General features: G+C 62.6%; 23 protein-coding genes. 7 read left to right on the top strand and 16 right to left on the bottom strand.

The window, feature by feature from the left end:
* Positions 1 to 2: 2 nt before the first annotated feature.
* Positions 3 to 908: a S1C family serine protease gene (locus MESCI_RS14165; RefSeq protein ID WP_013530631.1), complete on the bottom strand. Its 906-nt coding sequence runs from the start codon at positions 906 to 908 to the stop codon at positions 3 to 5.
* Between the two features lie 193 nt (positions 909 to 1,101).
* Between MESCI_RS14165 and yghU the strand changes: the two genes are divergently transcribed.
* The gene (gene yghU / locus MESCI_RS14160; RefSeq protein ID WP_013530630.1) at positions 1,102 to 1,968 is read left to right on the top strand and encodes a glutathione-dependent disulfide-bond oxidoreductase; all 867 of its coding nucleotides are present in this window, start codon (positions 1,102 to 1,104) and stop codon (positions 1,966 to 1,968) included.
* An 84-nt stretch (positions 1,969 to 2,052) separates the two neighbouring features.
* On the opposite strand, the gene MESCI_RS14155 is transcribed toward yghU, so the two are convergent.
* Both MESCI_RS14155 and MESCI_RS14150 read right to left on the bottom strand, forming a co-directional pair.
* On the bottom strand, positions 2,053 to 2,355 hold the full coding sequence (locus MESCI_RS14155) for a DUF1236 domain-containing protein (RefSeq protein ID WP_013530629.1): 303 nt from the start codon (positions 2,353 to 2,355) through the stop codon (positions 2,053 to 2,055).
* Between the two features lie 619 nt (positions 2,356 to 2,974).
* Complete coding sequence (locus MESCI_RS14150; RefSeq protein ID WP_224674556.1) at positions 2,975 to 3,193, bottom strand: exopolysaccharide production repressor protein; 219 nt, start codon at positions 3,191 to 3,193, stop codon at positions 2,975 to 2,977.
* A gap of 327 nt (positions 3,194 to 3,520) precedes the next feature.
* Here MESCI_RS14150 and MESCI_RS14145 point away from each other — a divergent pair, with 327 nt between their 5' ends.
* The 3 genes from MESCI_RS14145 to MESCI_RS14135 all read left to right on the top strand — a co-directional run bounded on the left by MESCI_RS14145 (position 3,521) and on the right by MESCI_RS14135 (position 5,362).
* Positions 3,521 to 3,808 (top strand): hypothetical protein, encoded by a 288-nt coding sequence (locus tag MESCI_RS14145; protein WP_013530627.1) that lies wholly within the window; start codon positions 3,521 to 3,523, stop codon positions 3,806 to 3,808.
* A gap of 964 nt (positions 3,809 to 4,772) precedes the next feature.
* The gene (locus MESCI_RS14140; RefSeq protein WP_013530625.1) at positions 4,773 to 5,072 is read left to right on the top strand and encodes a DUF1236 domain-containing protein; all 300 of its coding nucleotides are present in this window, start codon (positions 4,773 to 4,775) and stop codon (positions 5,070 to 5,072) included.
* A gap of 2 nt (positions 5,073 to 5,074) precedes the next feature.
* Positions 5,075 to 5,362, top strand: coding sequence for a hypothetical protein (locus MESCI_RS14135; RefSeq protein WP_338048523.1), 288 nt, complete (start codon positions 5,075 to 5,077; stop codon positions 5,360 to 5,362).
* A 305-nt stretch (positions 5,363 to 5,667) separates the two neighbouring features.
* On the opposite strand, the gene MESCI_RS14130 is transcribed toward MESCI_RS14135, so the two are convergent.
* Positions 5,668 to 6,219 (bottom strand): isochorismatase family protein, encoded by a 552-nt coding sequence (locus MESCI_RS14130; RefSeq protein ID WP_013530623.1) that lies wholly within the window; start codon positions 6,217 to 6,219, stop codon positions 5,668 to 5,670.
* Positions 6,220 to 6,569: 350 nt separating this feature from the next.
* Between MESCI_RS14130 and MESCI_RS14120 the strand changes: the two genes are divergently transcribed.
* Both MESCI_RS14120 and MESCI_RS14115 read left to right on the top strand, forming a co-directional pair.
* Positions 6,570 to 6,659 (top strand): hypothetical protein, encoded by a 90-nt coding sequence (locus MESCI_RS14120; RefSeq protein WP_081714185.1) that lies wholly within the window; start codon positions 6,570 to 6,572, stop codon positions 6,657 to 6,659.
* 203 nt (positions 6,660 to 6,862) lie between these two features.
* Complete coding sequence (locus tag MESCI_RS14115) at positions 6,863 to 6,961, top strand: hypothetical protein (RefSeq protein WP_013530621.1); 99 nt, start codon at positions 6,863 to 6,865, stop codon at positions 6,959 to 6,961.
* A 60-nt stretch (positions 6,962 to 7,021) separates the two neighbouring features.
* On the opposite strand, the gene MESCI_RS14110 is transcribed toward MESCI_RS14115, so the two are convergent.
* The gene (locus MESCI_RS14110) at positions 7,022 to 8,218 is read right to left on the bottom strand and encodes a hypothetical protein (RefSeq protein WP_013530620.1); all 1,197 of its coding nucleotides are present in this window, start codon (positions 8,216 to 8,218) and stop codon (positions 7,022 to 7,024) included.
* Positions 8,219 to 8,256: 38 nt separating this feature from the next.
* On the opposite strand from MESCI_RS14110, the gene MESCI_RS14105 reads away from it, so the two are divergent.
* Positions 8,257 to 8,400: a hypothetical protein gene (locus MESCI_RS14105; protein ID WP_013530619.1), complete on the top strand. Its 144-nt coding sequence runs from the start codon at positions 8,257 to 8,259 to the stop codon at positions 8,398 to 8,400.
* 11 nt (positions 8,401 to 8,411) lie between these two features.
* Here the strand turns inward: MESCI_RS14105 and MESCI_RS14100 are convergent, their stop codons facing one another.
* The 11 genes from MESCI_RS14100 to MESCI_RS14050 form a co-directional block, all read right to left on the bottom strand.
* Positions 8,412 to 9,182 carry an exodeoxyribonuclease III gene (locus MESCI_RS14100; protein WP_013530618.1) on the bottom strand — a complete coding sequence of 257 codons (771 nt, stop codon included), beginning with the start codon at positions 9,180 to 9,182 and terminating at the stop codon, positions 8,412 to 8,414.
* Between the two features lie 4 nt (positions 9,183 to 9,186).
* Positions 9,187 to 9,831, bottom strand: a complete 645-nt coding sequence (locus tag MESCI_RS14095) for an alpha/beta hydrolase family protein (RefSeq protein WP_013530617.1) — start codon at positions 9,829 to 9,831, stop codon at positions 9,187 to 9,189.
* A 209-nt stretch (positions 9,832 to 10,040) separates the two neighbouring features.
* A complete protein-coding gene (locus MESCI_RS14090; protein ID WP_013530616.1) occupies positions 10,041 to 11,156 on the bottom strand; it encodes a tetratricopeptide repeat protein in 1,116 nt (371 codons plus the stop codon).
* The gene (ku, locus tag MESCI_RS14085; RefSeq protein ID WP_013530615.1) at positions 11,153 to 12,058 is read right to left on the bottom strand and encodes a non-homologous end joining protein Ku; all 906 of its coding nucleotides are present in this window, start codon (positions 12,056 to 12,058) and stop codon (positions 11,153 to 11,155) included. The genes MESCI_RS14090 and ku overlap by 4 nt, the downstream gene beginning before the upstream one ends.
* Before the next feature lie 288 nt (positions 12,059 to 12,346).
* Positions 12,347 to 14,836, bottom strand: a complete 2,490-nt coding sequence (gene ligD / locus MESCI_RS14080; protein ID WP_013530614.1) for a DNA ligase D — start codon at positions 14,834 to 14,836, stop codon at positions 12,347 to 12,349.
* Between the two features lie 45 nt (positions 14,837 to 14,881).
* Entirely contained in the window at positions 14,882 to 15,106 is a 225-nt protein-coding gene (locus MESCI_RS14075; protein WP_013530613.1) for a hypothetical protein, read from the bottom strand.
* Positions 15,107 to 15,330: 224 nt separating this feature from the next.
* The gene (locus MESCI_RS14070) at positions 15,331 to 16,512 is read right to left on the bottom strand and encodes a glycosyltransferase family 9 protein (RefSeq protein ID WP_245268618.1); all 1,182 of its coding nucleotides are present in this window, start codon (positions 16,510 to 16,512) and stop codon (positions 15,331 to 15,333) included.
* A 100-nt stretch (positions 16,513 to 16,612) separates the two neighbouring features.
* Positions 16,613 to 17,836 carry a GNAT family N-acetyltransferase gene (locus MESCI_RS14065; protein ID WP_013530611.1) on the bottom strand — a complete coding sequence of 408 codons (1,224 nt, stop codon included), beginning with the start codon at positions 17,834 to 17,836 and terminating at the stop codon, positions 16,613 to 16,615.
* A 12-nt stretch (positions 17,837 to 17,848) separates the two neighbouring features.
* Positions 17,849 to 19,078 carry a GNAT family N-acetyltransferase gene (locus tag MESCI_RS14060; RefSeq protein ID WP_013530610.1) on the bottom strand — a complete coding sequence of 410 codons (1,230 nt, stop codon included), beginning with the start codon at positions 19,076 to 19,078 and terminating at the stop codon, positions 17,849 to 17,851.
* Positions 19,079 to 19,086: 8 nt separating this feature from the next.
* Entirely contained in the window at positions 19,087 to 20,394 is a 1,308-nt protein-coding gene (locus tag MESCI_RS14055) for an MATE family efflux transporter (RefSeq protein WP_013530609.1), read from the bottom strand.
* Positions 20,391 to 21,560, bottom strand: coding sequence for a glycosyltransferase (locus MESCI_RS14050; protein WP_013530608.1), 1,170 nt, complete (start codon positions 21,558 to 21,560; stop codon positions 20,391 to 20,393). Before MESCI_RS14050 ends, MESCI_RS14055 begins: the two co-directional genes overlap by 4 nt.
* Between the last annotated feature and the right edge of the window lie 332 nt (positions 21,561 to 21,892).

Below are 21,892 nucleotides of genomic sequence, written 5' to 3'. Positions count from 1 at the left end.
CGCTATTGCAGCTGCGGCTTCTTCAGAAAACTGCCGCGGTCGGCGGACTTGACGCGCAGCCAGGTTTCGCGGCCGTCGCGCAGCACCCGCATCGGAATCTCGGCACCGGCCGAGCCGCTCTCCCACAGCTTGCGATAGAAATCGGCGAGTCCATCGACCGCGCCGTCGCGGATGTCCGAGATGATGTCGCCCTGGCGCAGGCCAGCCTTGGCCGCCGGACCGCCTTCGGTCACGCTCATCACCACCACTCTGCCATCGCTTTCGGCCGACAGGGCGCCGAGCCATGGACGCGGCGGCTTGGCCACCTGGCCGCGCGTCAGGAGATCGTCGAGTATGGGCGGCAACAGATCGATCGGCACCACCATGTTGATATCGGCGACCTCGCCATTGCGGCTCATCTGCAGGCGCAGCGAACCGATGCCGAGCAGCGAGCCATCGGCGCCGAACAGCCCGGCACCGCCCCAGGACGGGTGCGCCGGCGCAATGAAGATCGCCTCGTCGAGCAGATACTCCCAATAGCCAGCGAATTCCTGCTTGGTGACGATCCTGGCCTGCACCGACTGGCCGATGCCGTCGGCCAGCACCACGGCGTCGCCGATCCTGGCCTTGCCGGCATCGCCCAGCGCCACCGCCGGCAGGCCGAGCGGCGCCAGCGCCTGCACCAGGCCGAAGCCCGATTCCTGGTCGTAGGCCAGCGCGTGCGCGGGGATGACGCGGCCGTCATGGCTGGTCAGCCAGACCTCTTCCGCTTCGGTGATGAGATAGCCGATGGTCAGCACCAGCCCGTCATTGCGAATGACGACGCCGCTGCCTTCCCTGAGCGTGCCGAGCGCCCCGGCCGTAAAGGCATCTTCGGGAACAGTGGCCCGCACGGCAACGACCGAGCGCGGATTGGGATTGATGGTCATGCTTTTGTCCTGGGTGGGCTTTGGCGACATCTTCTATAGGTATGCCACGCAGGAGAAGGCGCAAGGGTAAGGAAGCCCAATTGCCGATGTTGGCACTGCGGGCATCGATAATAGTTCAACGCAAGTTGAACTTACACATCCGCAGCCCTAGTTAATGGCGACCTGCCATCCTTCCCCGACACGAGGCCACGAAATGACCGACTACACACCGCCGAAAGTATGGACCTGGAACAAGCCGAGCGGCGGAGCCTTTGCCAGCATCAACCGGCCGATCGCCGGGCCGACGCATGACAAGGAACTGCCTGTCGGCAAGCATCCGTTGCAGCTCTATTCGCTGGCGACGCCGAACGGCGTCAAGGTCACCGTCATGCTGGAAGAGCTTCTGGCGCGCGGCCACAAGGGTGCCGAATACGATGCCTGGCTGATCCGGATCAACGATGGCGACCAGTTCGGCAGCGGCTTCGTCGAGGTCAATCCAAACTCCAAGATTCCGGCCCTGATGGACCACAGTGGCACCACACCGGTGCGCATCTTCGAATCCGGCTCGATCCTGGTCTATCTCGCCGAAAAGTTCGGCGAATTCCTTCCGACCGAACAGCCGGCCCGCGCCGAGGTGCTGTCCTGGCTGTTCTGGCAGATGGGCTCGGCCCCGTATCTGGGCGGCGGCTTCGGCCACTTCTACGCCTATGCGCCGGAAAAGTTCGAATATGCCATCGATCGCTTCTCGATGGAGGTGAAGCGTCAGATGGACGTGCTCGACCGCCGGTTGGCCGAGACTGAATATCTCGGCGGCAAGGACTATTCCATCGCCGACATGGCGGTGTGGCCCTGGTATGGCGGGCTGGCACTCGGCCGCATGTACAATGATTCCGGCGAGTTCCTGTCGGTGCACGAGTACAAGCATGTGCAGCGTTGGGCGAAGGCCATCGACGCCCGCCCGGCAGTCAAGCGCGGCCGCATGGTCAACCGCGCCTTCGGTGAGCCTGCCATGCAACTGCATGAACGCCACGACGCCAGCGATTTCGAAACCAAGACGCAGGATAGACTGGCCGCCGAATAGGCCATCGCGGGTCGCGGCAAAGGAAACCCGCCCCGACGCGACGTTCGGGGCGGGTTTTTCCCAAGGTCCAGTACTGCGGGATCCCTAGTGCAGCACTTCAACAATCTGGCGGGTCTCCGGATCGACGAGGACCGTCTGGTCGTTGATCACCGCGACGCGGTATTTGACGTCGGGCACCTCACGCAGTTCGACCGTATCCGGCACCGACGAGCCGAGCTTGAGCTCGACGCCCAGAAGGTTCACCGAGGCAAGCGGTTCTCTCTTGATGTATTCGCGAACGACTGTCTCCTGCTCCGGCTGGACGACGACGACGTTTTCCGCCAGCGCCGCACCAATCCCGCCCATCAGGACGACGGCGGTCGCCGCGCTCGTAAGATAAAGTCTCATGGCCATCTCCTAGTGATAACTGAATTCCGCCCTCCATAAAAACTCCACCGCTGCCATGCGGTTCCATCGTAACTTCAGAATTGGAGATATTACGATTGCAGACTGGATATTGATTGGTTGCTGATCAAACGTTCGGCAGACAGCGTTCAAGAGTTTGAAAACTTGCACAGATATATACGGATATTTAGAGGGACAAAATTCAATCTGAGCACCAGTGCGCCAAATCGGCCGCGCATCCGCCTCTTCATCTGGACGATTTGAAAGGCTTCGGCACGAAAAGGGCTCGCCCCGCCGGGAGCAGAGCGAGCCATAACAATACCGATGGAGGCGGCAACCTCATCGACACTGCCAGAGAACGCGAAGCATCAGCACTTGTTCCCAACCTGTCGGCCTGAACACAATGCGGAGCGGTCGCGCATGCGTCCTGTTCCCATGATAACGCTGGGCCGAAATCTCCAGCAGGGATATGCTCAGAAGGCGCCGTCTCAGCGACCAAACACCTTGCCGCCGGTCGTGATCGCGCTGGTGGCGACGTTCCCCGAGTTTGCCCGGGCGCACGCGCTCGAGTGGACGGCCTGGTATGGAAACGCCATTCCTGATCGGTCCCGGTCACCCGGTCTCAAAGCTGGACACCGTCGCGATGCAATGGCGGAAAGGCGTCTACCGGATCCTGGCTCGGCACGATGTCATGTGCGCGCCTGAAGATCAGCCTCACGACGAGCACGAAGTAGCCGACCTGCAGGACAAGCAGCGTCGCTATCGTCCAGGCAAATGCCTCCCAGAAGGAGCCGGTGGTCATATAGGTCCAGACCGCGACGATGACGGCCGTGGCTGACATTCCTACCAGAAACTGTCCAAAATACATGGTTTCCAAAACCGTCGAAACCGCGCCGGTTCCAACCAGTCCCTGCCTCATTTCATTTCCCGCGGACAACATTTCATTATTTTAGCAACTTCGCAAGTAAAGGGTCAGTCGCCGCAATGCGTTCTCCATTTGCGCGGCAACTTGGCAACTGTGCGGGCCGCGGCCGCGGTGCTGGCGGGGCTGGGCTGACACGCCGGCCGTCGACAATCCAGAAGCACGCCCGGTCTTTGCACTTCGGGTCCGGAACAAACGCCGGCACGCCGAGTTTCGCCTCCAGTTCTTCAACGATTGGAGGCCAGCATGGCACCTCGCAACAAACCAAGCGCCGACATCGAAGATGACGCACCGAGGGCGGATGGGCCGACCCTCGAGCAGCAGGATTGGGATGCAATCAAGGGCGGCGAGATCCTGCCAGAGTCCGCGCCGGAAAACGGCGACATGCGTTACGGCGTCGAAAAAAACGGCGATCTGCCGGACGAGGACGACGATAACGCGTACCAGGACAGCGACGACGCCCTCCCCGATGATGAGGAAGAAGCCGCAATCACGCACGATCAGACCCGAGAGGGCGGATTCGACGAGACGTGAGCTATTCGTCGCCCGAGACATGACTGCCTGTTGTTGAACTTGCCAAAGCCACATTTTCCATGCCCGGTTCGCGGGCGATTTTGCTTGGCCAGCTAAGTTTTCCGCCCAGTCAATATATCAGGTTTACCTAAAGTAACGGAACATCCAAGGGACATTATCGGAACTGAACAAGGCCCCTTGGACCTTTGCGCTCGGCAGATAAGACCTTGGTCCTACAGGAAAAAGCAAAAGCTCAAAGTGACCGATTGAGGCTTCCAACGAGGGAACATCGCGCCTCGCTTGTCGTTTGTCGCAGAACTCGGCACCGCCGGGTGTCTGGAGAACGCTGCGATGGCCCACCGATCCACCATCATCAAGACAGGCTATGGCCCAGGAACGGCGATTGCCGTGCTCATGGTTGGATTGACGGCGGTGGGCATCGTGTTCCTCATTCTCGGCAGTTCGCTTTACTTCAGCGAGCAGCCTACGGATCAACGTGTCTTGTCTTCGCCGCCGGCTCGATCGATACACACGGCCCGATAGCCGAGCGGCAAACTGGACGAGCAACTGCTGGACGATAGCGACGAGCAGGCCGGCGTATGGTGAAGATAGAGGGTTCGCCAGGCGCCGAAGCGGCTTGCGAACCCTCTCAGCGCAGGAAGGGACGTTGCTGCGCCGATCGACGACATGTCAGCCAAAGACTATTCCCATCACCAGAAAGGTAACGGCTGTCGCGAAAATCGGTGCGAGCAACCAGCGCGCTTGGCCAACACTTTTGTCCATCTGTTTCTCCGAATTCCGGGAGACAAACAGCCGTGAACAGAGAGCCGTTCCCGTCGGCAAGACCAATGCGCTCTCGGGCCAGACTTAAGTCGTAGACAGCATCCGACCGAAGCCCAATCTGAGGAACATTTTCAGTTGGCTCAAGTTCAGTTGCCGTCAGCGTTGGACGATCTTGTCATGCTGACTCGCAAGGAGAAACAGTATGAAAATGCACCTAACGGGCGCCGCAGCGGCGCTGTTGCTGTTGGCCGGAGTGGGCGCCGTTGCCGCTCAGGACGTTGTCATCCAGCCTGAACAGGACACGGTCATCCGCGAGTATGTGAAGAAGCAGCCCCTCGCTTCGGTCAAGATTCCCGGCGTGGAACTGAATGTTGGTAGCGCGTTGCCGGACACGGTCGAGCTTCATGAGATCCCCGACGTCAAATACCGCTACGTGGTGGTCGACAACCGCACCGTCCTGGTGGATCCGGGCACCCGCAAGATCGTCAAGGTCTACGACTGAACTTGGAATTGTCCCAAACCCGCCGCCAGCCATGGCGGCGGGTTGCCCATGTCAGTTTCCAATCAGGACGAGTGAAGATGATAAGCAAAGCTGTGACATCCCCTGCTTTGGGCGTTCGCCTGGCCGATCTCCAAGCCCGAATGCGCGATGCGCGGGTGACGGATGCCGAAATGAAAACCTTTCAAAAGGTCGCGGCCATCATGGAAGATCGTCACGGCCGGATCGATGGCGACGACCTGATTGCGGTGTCGTTCCTCGCCGATCCGGTGCAGCACCGGCAAACGCCTTGAACGACATTCCCAATAACCAGCAGGCTTTTTGACTCCCGGACCGGGAAAGCGCGCCGAAAGTCTCGGCCGAATCCGCCCTTTTGCTCCGGCCTATTCCGCTTTCGCGGAAGTTTCGAGCGGCACGCAATGTGCAATGTTGCTAATGCGGCGGTACGAGCCGCCCTGGTTGACGCGGGCGCCCGAGCCATCCCAACAATGCGCCCCCCCCGTCCGCGTCGACCACGGCAGGCGCCCGGCGCTGTCTTCCCTCGCGAACTCCTCAAGCCGGCCTGCCTGATAATGCGGCCTGCGGCGACGTTCGGGCTTCAGCCGCCGACAAGCGCCTTTGTGGTCACCAGATTGACGCCGGCCTCGGCGAATTCGCCATTGTGCCTGATGATGACCTGCTCGGCACTCTCGCTGGCATTGTCCAGCGTTCTGTGCGCATCGGACACCACGGCCGCGCCGAGCCCTCTGGCGATCGCGCCCTTGACCGTCGCGGCCACGCAAAAATCGGTCTGCGCGCCCAGGAGCACGACAGCACCCGCACCCTGCCCGGCAACCCAGTCGCCGAAGGCGGGATTGCTGAAAGCATCGCGCACGGATTTGGCAAAGGTCGGCTCGTCCGCAGCTTGGCCAAGTGCGGGCCAAACCGGCCAGCCCGGCTGATCCGGTGCCAACGGATCGCCTTCGGGTCCATCATGCCTGACAAATGCGACCTTGCGCCCGCCGCCCCGCGCCCAGTCGATCACCGCTTTGGTGCGCTCGACTATGCCTGGCGCATCATGGATCGGCGGTTCGTGCACGCCGTCGAACATACCGGTCTGGAGATCGATGACGATGAGCGGCGCGTTGTCTGGGAGGCTGGATGCTGGCATGGGCTTTACATAGCACGGCGGACAAGGTGATCAAGATTTGCTCATTCCGACGCGCCGGCAAACAGCACGACGCCGTCACCGCCGTTGGGCGGCCAGTCGCGGGTGGTGCGGTGATTGCCGCCGGTCAGCACCGCGGCGGACGCCCGCATAGATCGGGCCGGTCTTGCTGTCGAACAGCGCGATCTGGTGGCCGGTGTCCATGCCCCATAGCCGGGCCGTGCCGTCGAGCGAGCCGGAGGCCAGGCGCTGGCCGCCAGCCGATAGCGCCAGGAGGGCCGCCGTCGGCGCCCGGCTTGGTTGACACATGTCGCGCATCTGCCATGCTCGCCGAGAGTTCAGGAGAGAACACCATGAAGAAGACTTACGCGAAGCCGACCTTCGTCAAGAAGGGCAAGCTTTCCGCCGTCACGGCAAACGCCCCGAGCAGCGTCACGCTTTAATCCGGCGCATCTCTGGCGGATCGCGCCGGCGCTGGAGAGCAAACTCCAGGTGCAATTGGTTTTGGGATGGCCCGAAGCAAAGAATAGGGACCCTGGCCCCTTGTCGCGCATTGTTGGGTTTATTGTTTGTTGCTTTCAGCTCGCATGGTTGACAGATGGCCGCAGTATGGCATCATCAGGCTGGGATTTTAGGAGAGTCTGATATGAAAAAGATTTATGTGAAGCCGTCGTTCTTGAAAAAGGGCCGTCTGTCGGCGGTCACAGCGTCGAACGGCGCCTCGATTATCATCGTGCCGGGCTGATCGTAAACGTAACCTGATTGAAGCGGGGCGAAATTCGCTCCGCTTTGGCATGCCCAAATCTCAGCGTGTCAGGACCAAATCGTCCACGACCATTTGCCAATAGTGCTTCGTCGACAGGCGAACACGCGTTACAGCTTTGAGCATCGGGGCATAGTGCAACGGCGTCAGCGCCGACAGCGTGATCTGATCGCTTGCAATCAGCTGCTCGCCAAGCCAGCTTTCGATCAGCGCCACCTCCCCTTCCGACGCCAGCCAGGCGGCGCTCAGCATGACCGAGTGAAAGCCGAACGGCCGTTCGCAGCTGAATTCGGCAGGCAGCCCGCTGCTGGTGTAGAGCACATGGTCACCGGAGACGTTGCCATTGACATAGCCCTGGCTGTCCTTGGTGTAGTCGCGCGCCATCGCATTCAGGTTGCGCCACGCCAATCCGGCATGACCGGCCGGAATTTTCCTGAAGGTGCGCGACGTCACATCATCGAAACCGATCGTTTCGAGAGCGGCATCGGTGGCAATGCCGGCGCGTTGCGCGGACAGCAGGCCGAGATCCGCCGAGTAGGGCGACAGCGTCAGCCGCCGCTCCAAGCCTTCGCCACTGATGCTGACCGTGTCGGCTTCTTCAGCCAGGTCGAAGCTGAAGACGGCACCCGGCGCCAGTGTCCGCGTCTCCAGGACGTGCCCGTCCCCCGACACGGAGAGGGTCGCGGGTCCATCGCCGGCAACGCGCCCGCTGACGTGGCGCGGCGGCGCCAGACCGACCGGCAGCAGCATCTCCTGTGATACCATCCCGGCCGGCGAACCCGGCAGCGGCAGGAAGTGTCGGGACTGAATGTCGTTTTCGCTTTTCGCCTGCCAGCCGGGCGGCACCGAAACCACAAAGCACCAGTTGCCCGGCTTGCGGATCACGGCCTTTCTGCTTTTCACCGACATGGGGAAATTGGCAAAGCCGGCATTGTTGGTGCGCGCGGACGCGGCGAGCTTGCCGGCTTTATCATACAGCCGCACCATGATCCCGGCCATCGGCCGGTCTCCGGCGCCGTATTTGCCGTCGCGATCGACATCGAAATAGACGAAGGACGAGTAATTGAGCATGCCCCCGCGGCCGCTCCAGTCGGTGCGGACGGCATAGTCGGCAGCCGGATTGGTCAGCCGCCGTCCCTTGCGGCGGCTGCGCTTCCGCCACAGCCGCCAGGACACGACAGCAGCCGCAAGCACCACAAGGGCGGCGAACAGTATCTCGACAGCGCCCAAGTCAGGCATGGAGCCTCGTTTCACAGATCTCGTGGAGGATTGCGTTCATGGGCGATCCGGCTGCGTTGGAATACTTTGCCGACAGGTTATTGCATGTCGGCCAAAAGCGAACCCCGGTTTGGGACAGCGACATGCATCAAGACAAAAGACTTAAAGCGCGTTGCATGGATCCGTTCAAGCGCGACGCATGAAAGCAGTCGCCTTACTTCAATTCCACCCACACCGGCGCATGGTCGCTGGCACCGTCCTCGCCGCGCACGTCGCGGTCGATGCCGGCGGCGGTCAGGCGGCGTGCCAGTTTCTTCGACAGCAGGATGTGATCGAGCCGGAGGCCCGCATCGCGCGGCCAGCGGTTGCGGCGATAGTCCCAGAATGTGTAAAGCGTTTCCTTCGGATGCTTCTTGCGCAGGGCATCAAGCCAACCCTGGTCGAGCAGGCGCCGGAACGACGCCCGGCTTTCCGGCTGCACCAGCGCGTTGTCGTCATAGGAGCGGGTGGCGTAGATATCGCGCGGCTCGGGCACGATGTTGTAGTCGCCGGCCAGCACCACCGGCAGGCCGGTGTCGAGCAACTGTTCGGCATGCGCCTCCAGCCGCGCGTGCCAGGCGAGCTTGTAGGCGAATTTCGGGCCGGGCTGGGGATTGCCGTTCGGCGCATAGAGGCAAGCGACGACAATGCCATTCACCGCCGCCTCGATGTAGCGGCTCTGCCTGTCGGCTTCGTCGCCGGGCAAGGCATCGCGGGTCAACACGGGCTCGGCACTCCGCGCCAGGATGGCAACGCCGTTCCAGGTCGGCTCGCCCTTCCACACCGCGCCATAGCCGGCCGCCGCCAATGCCGAGCGCGGAAACTGCATGTCGCGTGCCTTCAACTCCTGCAGGCACACGACATCGGGCTTTGCCACAGCCAGCCATGTCAGCAGGTTTTCAAGCCGGCTGTTGATGTTGTTGATGTTGAAGGAGGCGATCTTCATCGCTTCAGGAAGCGATCCGACCCGACCACGCCTTGACCGTCTCGGCCAGCGTCTTCAGATGATCGGCGGTCGAAAACCCCGAAACACTCTTGCGAGGCTTGAGATCGTGGTCGCCGTCCTCCAGCCAGATCACCTCGATGCGATCGGAAAGGTCATAAGTCGCAACCTCGTCCCTGGTGCCGAACTCGTCGCGGGTGCCCTGGAAGATCAGCGTCGGCGTCTTCAGATCGGCGAGGTGTTTGGTCCGCAATTGATCGGGCTTGGCCGGCGGATGGAAGGGATAGCCGAGGCACAGCAGGCCTGAAATCTCGCCCTTGGCAAACATCTCGTCGGCGACCATCGAGGCGACGCGCCCGCCCATCGACTTGCCGCCGATGACGAGCGGGCCGGTCACGCCCTTCGCCCTGAGGTCGGCTATCGCCTTGATATATTCCGGGTTGACCGTCTCGGCCCGCGGCGGCGGCTTGCGGTGGCCATAGCGGCGGGCAGCCATATAGTGGAACTCGAAGCGGGCGACCTGGAAGCCGGCTTCGGCCAGCGCCTTGGCGGTGGCGGTCATCGAGGGAGAATCCATCGCCGCGCCGGCGCCATGGGCGAGCAGGATGGTGACCGGGGCACTGTCGGGACCGTCGAAGAGAAAGGTGGTCATGGAGCGGTCTCGCTGGAGAGGTCGAGTTCCGTCACACTCCCCTCTGTCCTGCCGGACATCTCCCCCGCAAGCGGGGAGATTGCGCGCTCAACCGCTTTCGCCAATCTCCCACTTTGCAAGCAGGAACGGGACGCCCAAGCTGCCGATCTCCCCCCTTGCGGGGGAGATGGCCGGCAGGCCAGAGGGGGGTGTTCAAGCGCCAGCATCCCTCACCCCGCCGTACGCGCCAACTGCAGATCCACGAACTGCACGCCCTTGGCCGCCACCCGCGACCACTCGGACTCCGCATCGAGTTCGAGATAGCGCACCCACAGCCGCCGCGCCTCCGGCAGATCGCCGGCGTCGAATTCGAGCCGGGCGAGGTTGAACACCGGATCGGCATAGTTTTTGTCGAGCGCGATCGCTTTCTGCAGGTGCCTTCGCGCCGAGGCCTCGCGGCCCTGCTCGCTCATCAGCCCAGCGAGGTTGAACCAGGCCTCGACGAAGGCCGGATCGAGTTTTATCGCGCTGATATAGGCATGCGCGGCGTCCGCCGCGTGGCCGCCCGCGCGCAGGCAGTTGGCGCGGTTGAAGGCGGCGATCGCATCGCTCGGATCGATGGCGAGACAGCGCTGGTAGAGTGCGGCTGCCCCATCATGGTCGCCACCCTCCTCCGCCGCTTCGGCCTCGGCAAACAACTCTTCCAGTGTGTCGTCGCCTGCCGAACCGGCGCTGCCCAAATCGAACAGAAGCTGTCCGTCGAGTTCGCTCTGGCCGCCTTCGAGATAGATCGCATCGGCGCGCCCATGCTGCGAGCCGACATTGAGCGACTTGGCGGTCAGCGACGCCACCGGGCCGGAGCGGTGGACGGAGCGCGCGATCGCCCCCCATGTCGCGCCGCCGGCGACGAGCCCTGCATATTTGCGCGCCAGGATCAGGTCGCGGAAGGAATAGGGTTCTGCGTCATGCTCGAACGCATCGAACAGTGACAACAAATCGAGCTCGGCGCCGGATAGCCGCGATTGCTCGATCAGCGATTGCCGCGACAGCGAAGACGCCTCCGGTGCCTTCATCAGCCCAAGCAGGCGCAGGAACCCGTTCTCGCTGAGGAGCTTGTGCCCGGCCCCGCGCTCGGCGGCGACACGGCGCTCGATCTCGGCATCGCCGTTCCTGGAGAGCCCGGCCTTAGCGAGCAGCGTGCGGCCGCACACGACATGCGTGGTGCGCCTGGTGACGCCGCGCCGCAGCTGGCCGTGCTGGCGTTCGACTTCACGCGCGGCCAGTCTGAGCGGAAACGCCGCCAGCGCGCCGATGGTGCCGAAAACAGCGCCGGCCGGTGCCGTCATTTCTTGCTCTTGCCGACCGCCTTCAGCAGATTGGCCTTCAGCGGATTTTCAGCAGCACCACCCGCTGCCGCTTTCTTTGCAGCTGGCTTGGCAACCTCGTCGGCCTTGCTCTTCGACTTGGCCGGCGGCTTCGATTGCGACAGGCTCGCCTTCAGCGCATCCATCAGGTTGATGACATTGCCGCGCTCCGGTGCCGCCGCAATGATCGGCTTGTGGCCTTTCAGCTTCTCGCGGATCATCATCATGAGTGCCGCCTCGTAGCGGTCCTCATAATTCTTCGGATCGAAGGTGGTTTCCTTCTGCTTGATCAGCGCTTCGGCGAGCTGCAGCATTTCGGGGTCGGGCTTGCCAGCTGGAATATTGCCAAAATATTCAGCCGTCCCGCGCACTTCGTTCGGGTTCCTCAAGGTGCACACGAACATGCCGTTCTCGCGCGCGCCGATCGTCACCACGCGCTCGCGGCTCGACAGCACAAGGCGGGCGATGGCGAGCTTGCCGGATTTGCGCATCGCTTCGCGCAGCACGGCGAAGGTCTCTTCCGCCATCGCGCCGTCGGGCGCCATGTAGTAGGGCGCGTCCTGGTAGATGACGTCGACCTCGTCCTCGTCGACGAAAGCCTCGATGTTCATCGTATGGTTGGATTCGATGCGCACCGCGTCGAGGTCTGCATCATCGATGATGATGTACTGCTTGTCCTCGTATTCGTAACCCTTGACCAGATCAGCACGCTCGACGAGCCCTAGTTCGGGGTCGACCGGCTTCATGTTGATGCGGTTATGGGTCTTCTTGTGCAACTGGTTGAACGAGATGCGCTCGCTGGCGCTGGTGGCGGGATACAACCGCACCGGACAGCTCACGAGGCTGAGTTTGAGATAACCTTTCCAACTTGCCCTGGGCGCCATGAAACACTCCTACGCGGTCATGCACTGACATTTTAGCTTGAGCATGATCTTCTCCGAAAACCGGTTCCCACTTTTCGGGATCATACTCTCTGCAGCGCTTTCGTCCGAAGGACGATTGGCGCCGCGCAAATCCTACACCGACCCCACACGATACAGGCAAATCCCTGACGAAATCTTTTAGGACGCCTAAGGGTCGCAGGCGAAGGATAATTCAAATTGTACGAAGCGTCGATCATACTCTTCGTCGTCTTCGGGCTAAGCAAGGAGCGAAGCGACGCGGCGCAGACCCTAGGATGACGAGCGCAGGGTCGGCAAATCCCGCGCGAACTCGTCGATCTCGGCCCACGGATCGCCCGACGTCGCCAGCAGGCCTGGCAGCGACGAATAATTCAAATCCTGCGGCGCATCGATGGATTCGAGGTCGCTCCAGCTGACCGGCGTCGAGGCCGGCAGATTGGTGCGGGCGCGCAAGGAGTAAGGTGCTGCGGAGGTGTGGCCGCGCGCATTGCGGTGGTAGTCGATGAAGATGCGCTTCTTGCGGTTGTCCTTGCCCATGGTGGTGGTGAAAGTATCAGGCGCCGTTGTCGCCAGATGCGTGGCGATCGCGCTGGTTGCCTGGTGCAGTTTCTTCCAGTTCTGCTTGCCTGTCACAGGTACCGTGATGTGGATGCCGCTGCCGCCGGAGGTCTTGGCGAACGGCACCAGCCCCAGGCGCCCCAATTCGTCCTTGATGTGCACGGCGGCCTCGACCACCTCGCGCCAGGCGATCCCTTCTCCCGGATCGAGGTCGAGGACGATCTGGTCGGGTCTGTCGAGGCTGGCGCGGTGGGTGCCCCAGGTGTGGAACTCGACGACGCCGAACTGCGCCAGCGCCAGATACCCTTTCGCGCCTTCGACCGAGAGATAGGATTTGGTTTCGCCCTCGGAATTTGTCGCCTCGAATGTCACCACCGAGGGCGGCATGCCGGTGAAGGCGTGGCGCTGGAAGAAGCAATCCTTCGGCAGGCCGGTCGGGCAGCGCACCAGCGACACCGGCCGGCCGAGAATGTGCGGCAGCATGAAATCGCCGACCAGCGCGTAATAGACGGCGATGTCGAGCTTGGTCGGGCCGGTCTTGCCGAACAGCCGGCGCGTCGGGTTGGTCACCCAGATGGTGGCAAGGTCAGCCTCGGCGATCAGCCGCTTGCGTGTCGAGGATACCGGCGTCGACAGGCCGACATCCCTCAAACCGCGGAAGACGCCGTGGCGCAGTGCGTTGTCCGCTGTGCGGTTGGCGTAGTGGATGCGCGCCGACAGCAGCGGCCGCACCCAGTTCATCTCGCGCATGATCTCGCGCGGAACGCCCTCGGGCGCGCTGGCGCCTTCCCGCAGCGGCTCCAGCCTGGCGAGCAATTCACCGGCTGTGGCGGCATCGAAACCGGTGCCGACCTTGCCGCGATAATGCAATTCACCGCCCTCGAACTCTGCCATTCCGAGCGCCGCCAGCCCTTCGGCCGCATCGGAGACGGTGAAGCCGGCGATGACGAAGTCGTCCGACAGCAGCGCCTTGGTCTTGGTCCAGCTTTTGCTTCGGCCGCTCTGATAGATGGCCGTGGCGCGCTTGGAGACGACACCCTCCAGCCCCAGTTCCGACGCCTGGTCGTAGAGCCCCTGCCCCGAGCCCTCGACATGGTCGGAGAACTGGATGGCGGAATTGGCGCCGAGGCCCGACAGCATCTGCGCGAGCAGCGCCTTGCGCCGGACCAGCGGCGCCTTGGTCAGGTCCCAGCCGTCGAGATGGAGAAGATCGAAGGCGTAGAAATGGAGCTTGCTGCCGGCGCCCTCGGCCAGCGCATCCTGCAGCAGCGCGAAACGGCTGATGCCCTGGGCGTCGAGCACCACGATCTCGCCGTCGATGATGGCGTCGCGGCACGGCAGTTTGGCGAACGCATGCGGCAGGTCGCCATAACGCTTCGTCCAGTCGATGCCGCCACGGGTGATCAGCTTGACCGCGCCCTCAGTGAGATGCGCCATGGTGCGGTAGCCGTCGAATTTGATCTCGTGCAGCCAGACTTGTTTGGTGTCTTCGCCATCGGGCGGTTTTGGCACCTGCGTCGCCAGCTGCGGCTCGATACGGGCAAGCATGGGGGCCTTGAAGGCGCCCGGCAGCGTGCCGGGCTTCAGCGATCCCTGTCTGGGCGCGGGTTTGGCGGCGGGCTTTGCCGGCGCCGCCAGCTCCTCGATGCGCAATCCGGATTTGACGCTCTCCGGCCGGGCCGTGAGGATGTCAAGCGCAGTGTCGGCCGCGAGGTCGCGCTCTTTGAACAGCAGCCAGTTCTTCTTGTTTTCGTCCTCGCCGGGTTTCGGTTTCAGCCGGGTCAGCATCCAGCCGCCATTGAGCTTGTCGCCGGCCAGCCGGAACTTGAAGGCGCCGGTGCGCAAGCTCTTTTCGACATCGTCCATCGGCGCCCAGCTGCCGGTGTCCCAGACGATCATCGGCCCGCCGCCATACTCGCCTTCGGGAATGACACCCTCGAAGTCGATATATTCGAGCGGATGATCCTCGGTCTCGACCGCCAGCCTTTTGTCGGCCGGATTGAGCGAAGGCCCGCGCGGCACCGCCCAGCTCTTCAAGACATCGCCGACCTGCAGTCGCAGATCATAATGGTCTGCGGTGGCGTGGTGCTTGTGCACGACGAAGCGGTTGCCGTCGCTGCTGACGAGCCCGCCAACCGGTTCCGGCGTCTTGGCGAATTCGCGTTTGGCGCGATAGGCTTTGAGCTTTGGTGGAGTCGTCATCGCAAAGATCGAAGCACGGCGGCCAGGAACAAGCCAGTCACGCTCTCAATCGTCAGCGGCCGGCATCAACTCGAGCTCCGCCGGCGACAGCCCTTGCTGCAACTGGCTCAGCCGGAATTCGTCGACCCAATAGGCCTCGCCATCGACCAGAACCCGGGCTTGGTAGGTGCCCTCCGAAAAACGCTGCTCGGTGATGTAGACCTTGTGACGATCGAGCGCTTTGCGCACCGCGGCGCGTTTGGAATTCTGACCTGTGACGGGACTGAACATGACACTGCCCTCGGTCGCCCTGACACGCAACACGGCCGCTGTCGGCGGCCTTGCGACTGGCTCCAAGGATGCCGGAGACGAGGTGTCCTGTCAATTTCGTGGCAGTGCAGGTTGCAGTCCGGTTAAATTTTGCAGTCTTTTGAAGATGCTCGGGTCTCGGCCTGAATCACGATGTGAAGCGCGCGAAGACGAAGCCGCGCGTGATCGTGCCTGTTGGCGCCAGCCTACGAAGCGGCCGGCATACCCGAATGAGTGGATTTTCGGACTTCCCCGATGAGGTCGAGTGTCGCTGCCGCGACCTCGGCAACCTGAAGCCGCTGCACACAATAGACCCCACCGGGGTTGTTTTCTTTACAAACACCTGGAGCGATGCATGGACAGGGCATGACCGGCTGGAGCGTCCGGTTCGAGACACCGAACGGGCCCCATTGCTCGGGCGACGTCAGGCCGTACAACCCCACCGCTGGAGTTCCGACAGATGCCGCGATGTGCATCGGGCCGCTCTCATTGCCTAGAAAGATTGATGCTTCGGCCAACAATGCCGTCAGGACTTCAAGCGAGGCCTTTCCGACGACACTGGCGACCGGCGACGCTGTCACTTCAAGGATCCTTTGCGCGGCAAGCCCCTCATCCGGCCCACCAACGAGCAGAGATCGCAACCCGGTTTTGGCGTATACCTCGTCGATGACCGCAGCAAAATGTTGCGGCGGCCAACAACGTCCTTCGAACCTAGCGCCGGCATGCACGGCCACATATGACTTCTTTGCCAAAGCGTTTTCCGCAAGAATCCTGGCACACTCTTCCTGGGCGGTCCCGTTCGGCTGCAGCCGAGGCGTTGGGTCCTGACAATCCAACCCAAGCGCGTGGAGTGGAGACAGGTTCCTGTAGAGATAATGGGGGCCACCCTGTCCGAAAGTCGCGGCGAGAACGTTTGCAAGCTGGATTTCCCAGAACTTTATCGGATGCTCGGAAGGATCGAAGCCGACGCGAAGTGGAGCGCCGATCAAACGATGCATTATCCGCGAGGTTTTTGAATCGGTAAGGTCGATGCTAAGATCGAACTTTCGACGCCGCAGATCAGAGATGACGCCACGATAGTCGCTCAAACGCTTGAGCAGAGTCCTTCCTCTGCCGCGGGATTCAAAGCCAACGGCAACATCGGCGATCCCTTGCGCGACGATGAACTGCTTGAGTCCCGGCGCACAAAGCATGGTTACCGATGCTTGTGGATAAGAAAGACGCAGATTGCGAACCAAAGCAGATGTCAGAACGACATCTCCAATGTACTTCGTTTGAATAATGAGGATGGAACGAATCCCATCTCCTAAACTTGCATTCATCGAGGTGATCTGCCGAAAACGCCAATTTGAGAAAATCTGCCGACGACACTCATTTCTGAACGTCAAGCGCGCTTTCAAATATAGAGCCAACCAACCCTGTCAACAACCTTGCCGGCCTTGGTGCCTCTTTGCATCGGTCGTCGGCAGGACCGGCAAACGCTCGTCCTCAGTCCTTCAATCGCCGCAAGCGGCGCGTCAGGCCCTGAACGGCTTTGAGCAGCCGGGGGCGCGACCGCGTCATGCCTTCGACCCGGCTGCGCAACAGAATGGCTGCGTTCGCAGCCCTGCCCCGCACCGTCACCGGTTCGCAGATCTCGGCCAAAACCGAACTCGAGGCACCAATATGTTGCTTGTAGCCCTGGCCGCCGACCGACAGGTCGAAATAGTCGAAGCCCCGCTCGCATCCCCACATCATCAGCTTGCCCATCGTCGTCAGGCCGGGTGAGACATTGGCGACCGCGTTCTGGTCGATGCCCAGCAGGAGGGCGTGAAGTGTGCCTTTTCTGACCAGCACATAGATGGAGGCGAGCCAGGCTTCACCGACGCGTAGACCGAAGAGCCGCACCGATCCATTGGACAGGCCTTGCAGCGCCGCGGCGCGGTAGAAATCGACGACCGGGACCTGCGTCAGGAGGTCGAAACGCCCAAGCTCACGAAAACGCTTCAGCCGCAATTCCAGCAGCACATCCAGGAGCTCCTCGGTCAGATCAGGCGTGTCGGCCTCGACCAGAGCGAGGCCACCAAGCTGCTCGAAGCCGCGGCAATGCTTGCGGAAGGCCTTGGCAAAGGACGGCTTGCAGATCCGCTTGATGAGCGTCTCCGGGTCGCCATGCAGGACGAGGCCGGAGGTGACCTGGATGGAGTCGCGCGCCACCGAAAGCAGTGCCAGCGGATTGACCAGGCCGTGGATCTGCTGCGGGATCCCGGCGATATGGATGCGATCCGCCGGTGGCAGAACGGCACGGACCGCCGCCCACATGGCGTCGGCACTCTGCCTGGTCCACGCTCTCCCATCCGCCAGCAGCGGCACCGAGTAGTCGCACACGCGGCAGCTCAGCCATTCGATGACGTGGTGGCCGAGGGCCCGGCGCCGCATCAGCGGCAGCAGCATGGCCGGCGCGCCGGTCACGGCGTCACTCACCTCGATGACGACCAGGTTCGCGTCCTTGGGCATCAGCCGTGCGGCGATTCCTTCGACCCAGGCATAGTGCTGATGGGCAGTGCAGACGCCGTGCGCCTCAAGCAGCAGCCATAGCAGCCTTACGGTATCGAAACTGGTGTGCAGCCGAGCCGTGAAGTGCGCGGTTGCATCAGCGTTGGCGACAGTCGGGGAAAACCGCCCACCGGGCAAATCCCTTATCGGAGTCGTTCGCGCCGCGTAGCTTGCCACATGCTTCTCCCGTCATTCCGATCCCCCACGCAGGCGCCGCAAGTCCCGCATCAGTCCCTGGAGCCTCTTCAGCAGCCGAGGTTTGGAGCGCACGAACACCTCGGTCCGGTTGCGGACCTCGATGGCTGCGCTCACGGCGCTGCCTCGCACCGTAATCCCGTGGCAAAGCTCGCGCAGGCCCGAACCCACGGCACCCATATGTTCCTTATAACTCTGGTTGCCGACCGACAGGTCGAAATAATCGAAACCGCGGCCGCGCGCCCAGCTCATCAACTTGCCCATGATCAGAAGTCCCGGCGAGACATTGGGCACCGCGCCCTGATCGATTGAGATCAGCAGAGCATGAACGGTGACTTGATGGATCAGCAGGTATTGTACCGCGATCAGAGCTTCACCAACACGCAACCCGAAGAGCCGCACCGATCCATCCGACAGGCCCTCGAGAGCGGCGTTTCGATAGAAGTCGACAGCCGTCGCCTGCGTCAGCAGGTCGAAGCGGCCCAGTTCGCGAAAGCGGCTGAGCCGCATCCGGACCAGGCCGCCGAAGATGACCTCCACCAGGGCCGGCGTGTTGGCTTCGACCAGTTCCACGTCGCCAAGCCGTTCGAGGCGGCGCCAGTCCTTGTTGAAGGCCTTGACGAAGGATGGCCGGCATAGGCGCTTGAGCACGGTTTCCGGGTCGCCGTCGATGGCGAGGCCGAAGCTGGTATGCAGGGAATCGCGCGTGGCTGCGAGCAAGGCCAGAGGGTTGGCGACGCCGCTGATCGATTGCGGAATTCCCGTGATCTGGATGCGGTCCGCCGGCGGCAGCACGGAACGCACCGCAGCCCACGCGGCCTGCGCCGATTGCATCGTCCACGGGCTGGCATCGGCCAGCAGCGGTGCCGAATAGTCGCAAACGCCACAGCTCAGCCATTCGATCACCCGATGGCGGAAGGCCGGCCGCCGTATCAGCGGCACCAGCATTCGCGGCGCGCCCGTCACGGCATCGTTTACCTCCACGATGAGCAGTTCCGCACCTTCCGGCATTAGCCGCGCGACGATCCCCTCGGCCCAGGCATAATTCTGGTGGGCGGTGCACACACCGTCCGCCTGGAGGCGCAGCCAGAGCGGCCTCACCGCTTCCAAGCTGGTGTGGAGCCGCGCCGTGTAGGCATCAATGGCGACGACGGTGGCCGGATGGGAGGACTGGCCATCGGGCGAGCCGGTCACCGCAGCAATTTGCACCGCCTGGACTGCCATGTTTTTTCCTATCGCTTTGCCGTAGCGAACGGCAAGGTCCGCCGCCACGCGCCCAACCGGCTGTCGCGCGCCTCATCGGGATGCTCGATATTCCACATGCGGTGATGCGCGAAATACCACGATGCCACGAGCACGAACATCTCCGAGACGGCGGAACCCAACAACGCCCACGGCGGAGACGCGATTGCCAGCAGGGCCGCGATCAGCGCCAGCCCGACGACCGCGCCGCCCGTGGTGATGAACGCGACGATCCGAAAATCGCCGAGTATCTCAAGCACGATGCGGGGCATGATATAGAGCATGATCGGGACAAAATTCGCGATCACGAAAAGCCCGATGAACCAGGTCGAAGCGTCCTGGAGAGCCTGGGATTTTATCATCGGCAGGACGAACATGATCGCACATCCATAAGCAAGGCCGCCGAGCCCCATGACGAGCGCCCAGATCTTGGCCTGCGTCCAGACACGGCCTGTTTCATTGTTCCGCATCAGCCTGGCGAGATCCGGCTGCGTCATGTTGACGAATGCAAGGCTGATGATGCGCAGCGGAGCAAACAGCACCAGAACCGCCGCCAGCGGTGCGTAGGCGGCTGGCCCGGCAATGCCGGCGACCAGCAGCGCCAGACATTGACCCTGGATGTTGGTGGTGGTCGCGCTGAATGCCGACCAGCGCAGTTGGGGCCAGAGCCTGACATAGCGTCGGCGCGTCGGCATGCGGAAGCTGATGCGAAGCGAGCGCCGAGCCAGGCGGACCAGGACGAAAATGCCGAACACATTTGCGGCTGCAAGTGCATAGAATACGGTCTGCAGCGGGTCTTGGACCAACCAGATCGACAGCCCGGTCAGGACACAGCCGGCGACTGTAAAAGCGCCATCGCTGATGGAGACGACAAGCTGCTGGCGCCGTGCGAAGAAAGCCGTGCGCATATGGCTGCGCAACGACCAGGCACCGACGAAGCAGCCGGCGGCAATTCCGCTTGGATCTCCCAGGACATGCATCAGAACAGCCGTGCCGACGGCCATCAGCAACGCCACGATCAGCGCCGCCGTTCCGAACGCCACGTCATAGGTATCGACGCCGGCGCTGTTGGTGCTCTTGCTCATCCAGATGCTGGCGGGAACAGCGGTGAGCGACCTGATATAGGACAGGCCGACCCCGCCCATCACCATGCCGATGGCGAAGAGGCCGTAGCCCTGCGCGGACAGCATGTGCAACAGCATGATGTTGAGGGCGAAATGAAAGCCGCTCTGCATCGCCTCGCCGCCGATCATCAGCACGAGGCGTCGAACCAGATGGCTCGGAAACGCTAACTTCACGGCCGTGTCTCCGCTGCGCGGGCAGCGGGCGCCCTGCCCGGCCGCGCGATGGTCGTCTTCAGCTTTTCGGCGGCGATCGCGGTGATCGCCGCGGCCGCGACCGGCTCGCTGAAGATCGCCTCGTAGCGCGCGCGCCCGGCAGCGACAAACCCGCGCCAGGCCTCAGGGGCGAGGATGATCTCCTGCAATTTCGCGCCAAGAGCTACTGCGTCGCCGGGCGGAACATGCCAGCCGGTCTGCCCGTCGCTGACCACTTCCACCAGCCCGCCGATCGCCGACACAAGCGGCGGCCGGCCATAAGCCATCGCCTCGATGGCGACGCGGCCCAGCGATTCCGGACGCCGCGACGGCACGGTGACGATGTCGGCCCAGCGATAATGCTCCGAGGGATCGGGAATGAAAGGCAGGACTCCGACGCGCCCGGCAAGCCCCATGGTTTCGACCAGTTCGGCAAGCGCACGCTCGCGCTCGGTGCTCTCGAAGGCGCCGCCGACCAGCCTGACCTCGACCCTCGCCTGGAGTTCTGCCGGCATCGAGGCGATCGCCTCCAGCAGGACCTCCTGCCCCTTGATCCGGTTGATGCGGCCGAGCAGCAGCACCCGCAATGGGCGCTTGCCGTCATACGTCATTGGTTCGACCGCCGCCGGCCCGGCAACGCCGTTGTAGACGACATATGCGCGCGCCGCCTTGGGATCGCCAAACGCGGCGCGTGTCGCGCGCGAATTGAAGATCAGATCCGCATGGCTCCAGCGCATCAGGCCGACAAGTACCCTGCGCATGGCGCCTTCGGGGATTTCGTGGATGTGCAGGACGGCCTTGTAAGGCAGCAAGCGCGCGGCCAGCGCATAGTCGGCAACGATCGAGGTGTTGACATAGACGAGGTCGCAGGCCTTGAGGCGCCGCCACGCCCTGAACACGGCAACCGGCAATCGCGCCATCTCGACTGTCGCAAGGCGCGCAATGGCCTGACGCCTCAGCACCCAGAGCGGTTCGAAGACGATCCGGCTGGCATGCGCTTCCAGGATCTGGACGATCGGCCCGCTGCGCGGCAAGACCACCTCGATGTCGGCCGACGGAAACGCGGCGCGCAGCGCAGCCACGCTCTCCGCGAAGCTGCGGTCAGAACCATAGAGTTCATAACCCTGATGAACGCAGGCAATCCGCATCTTTGTTTCCCGCCGGGTGCTACAACCATCGCGCTGGGCGATTGTGGCAGAACCCCGTCCGCAAGAATCATGCCTGGTTCGATATGTCCGACTATCGGTTCGATATGTCCGACTGCCGGCCGTACGCCCATGGCATTGCTTCGTTTCGATACAGCTACGCACAGAAGGGTTGACCGAGAATGAAACAACCACCGGGTTCAACACCGTTTTTTTACAACCCCGCGCCATGATCCCCTCCCAGGATACCGAAATCGGAAGATGGCACGAAAGTTGCGGTCTGCTCATTATAAATTAAGCAATATCTAATATATGAGATGTGTGAAAGTGCCGCC

Origin of the sequence: Mesorhizobium ciceri biovar biserrulae WSM1271, from assembly GCF_000185905.1 — a bacterium.
GTDB classification, from domain to species: domain Bacteria; phylum Pseudomonadota; class Alphaproteobacteria; order Rhizobiales; family Rhizobiaceae; genus Mesorhizobium; species Mesorhizobium ciceri.
This window is presented reverse-complemented; position numbering and strand designations above follow the sequence as displayed.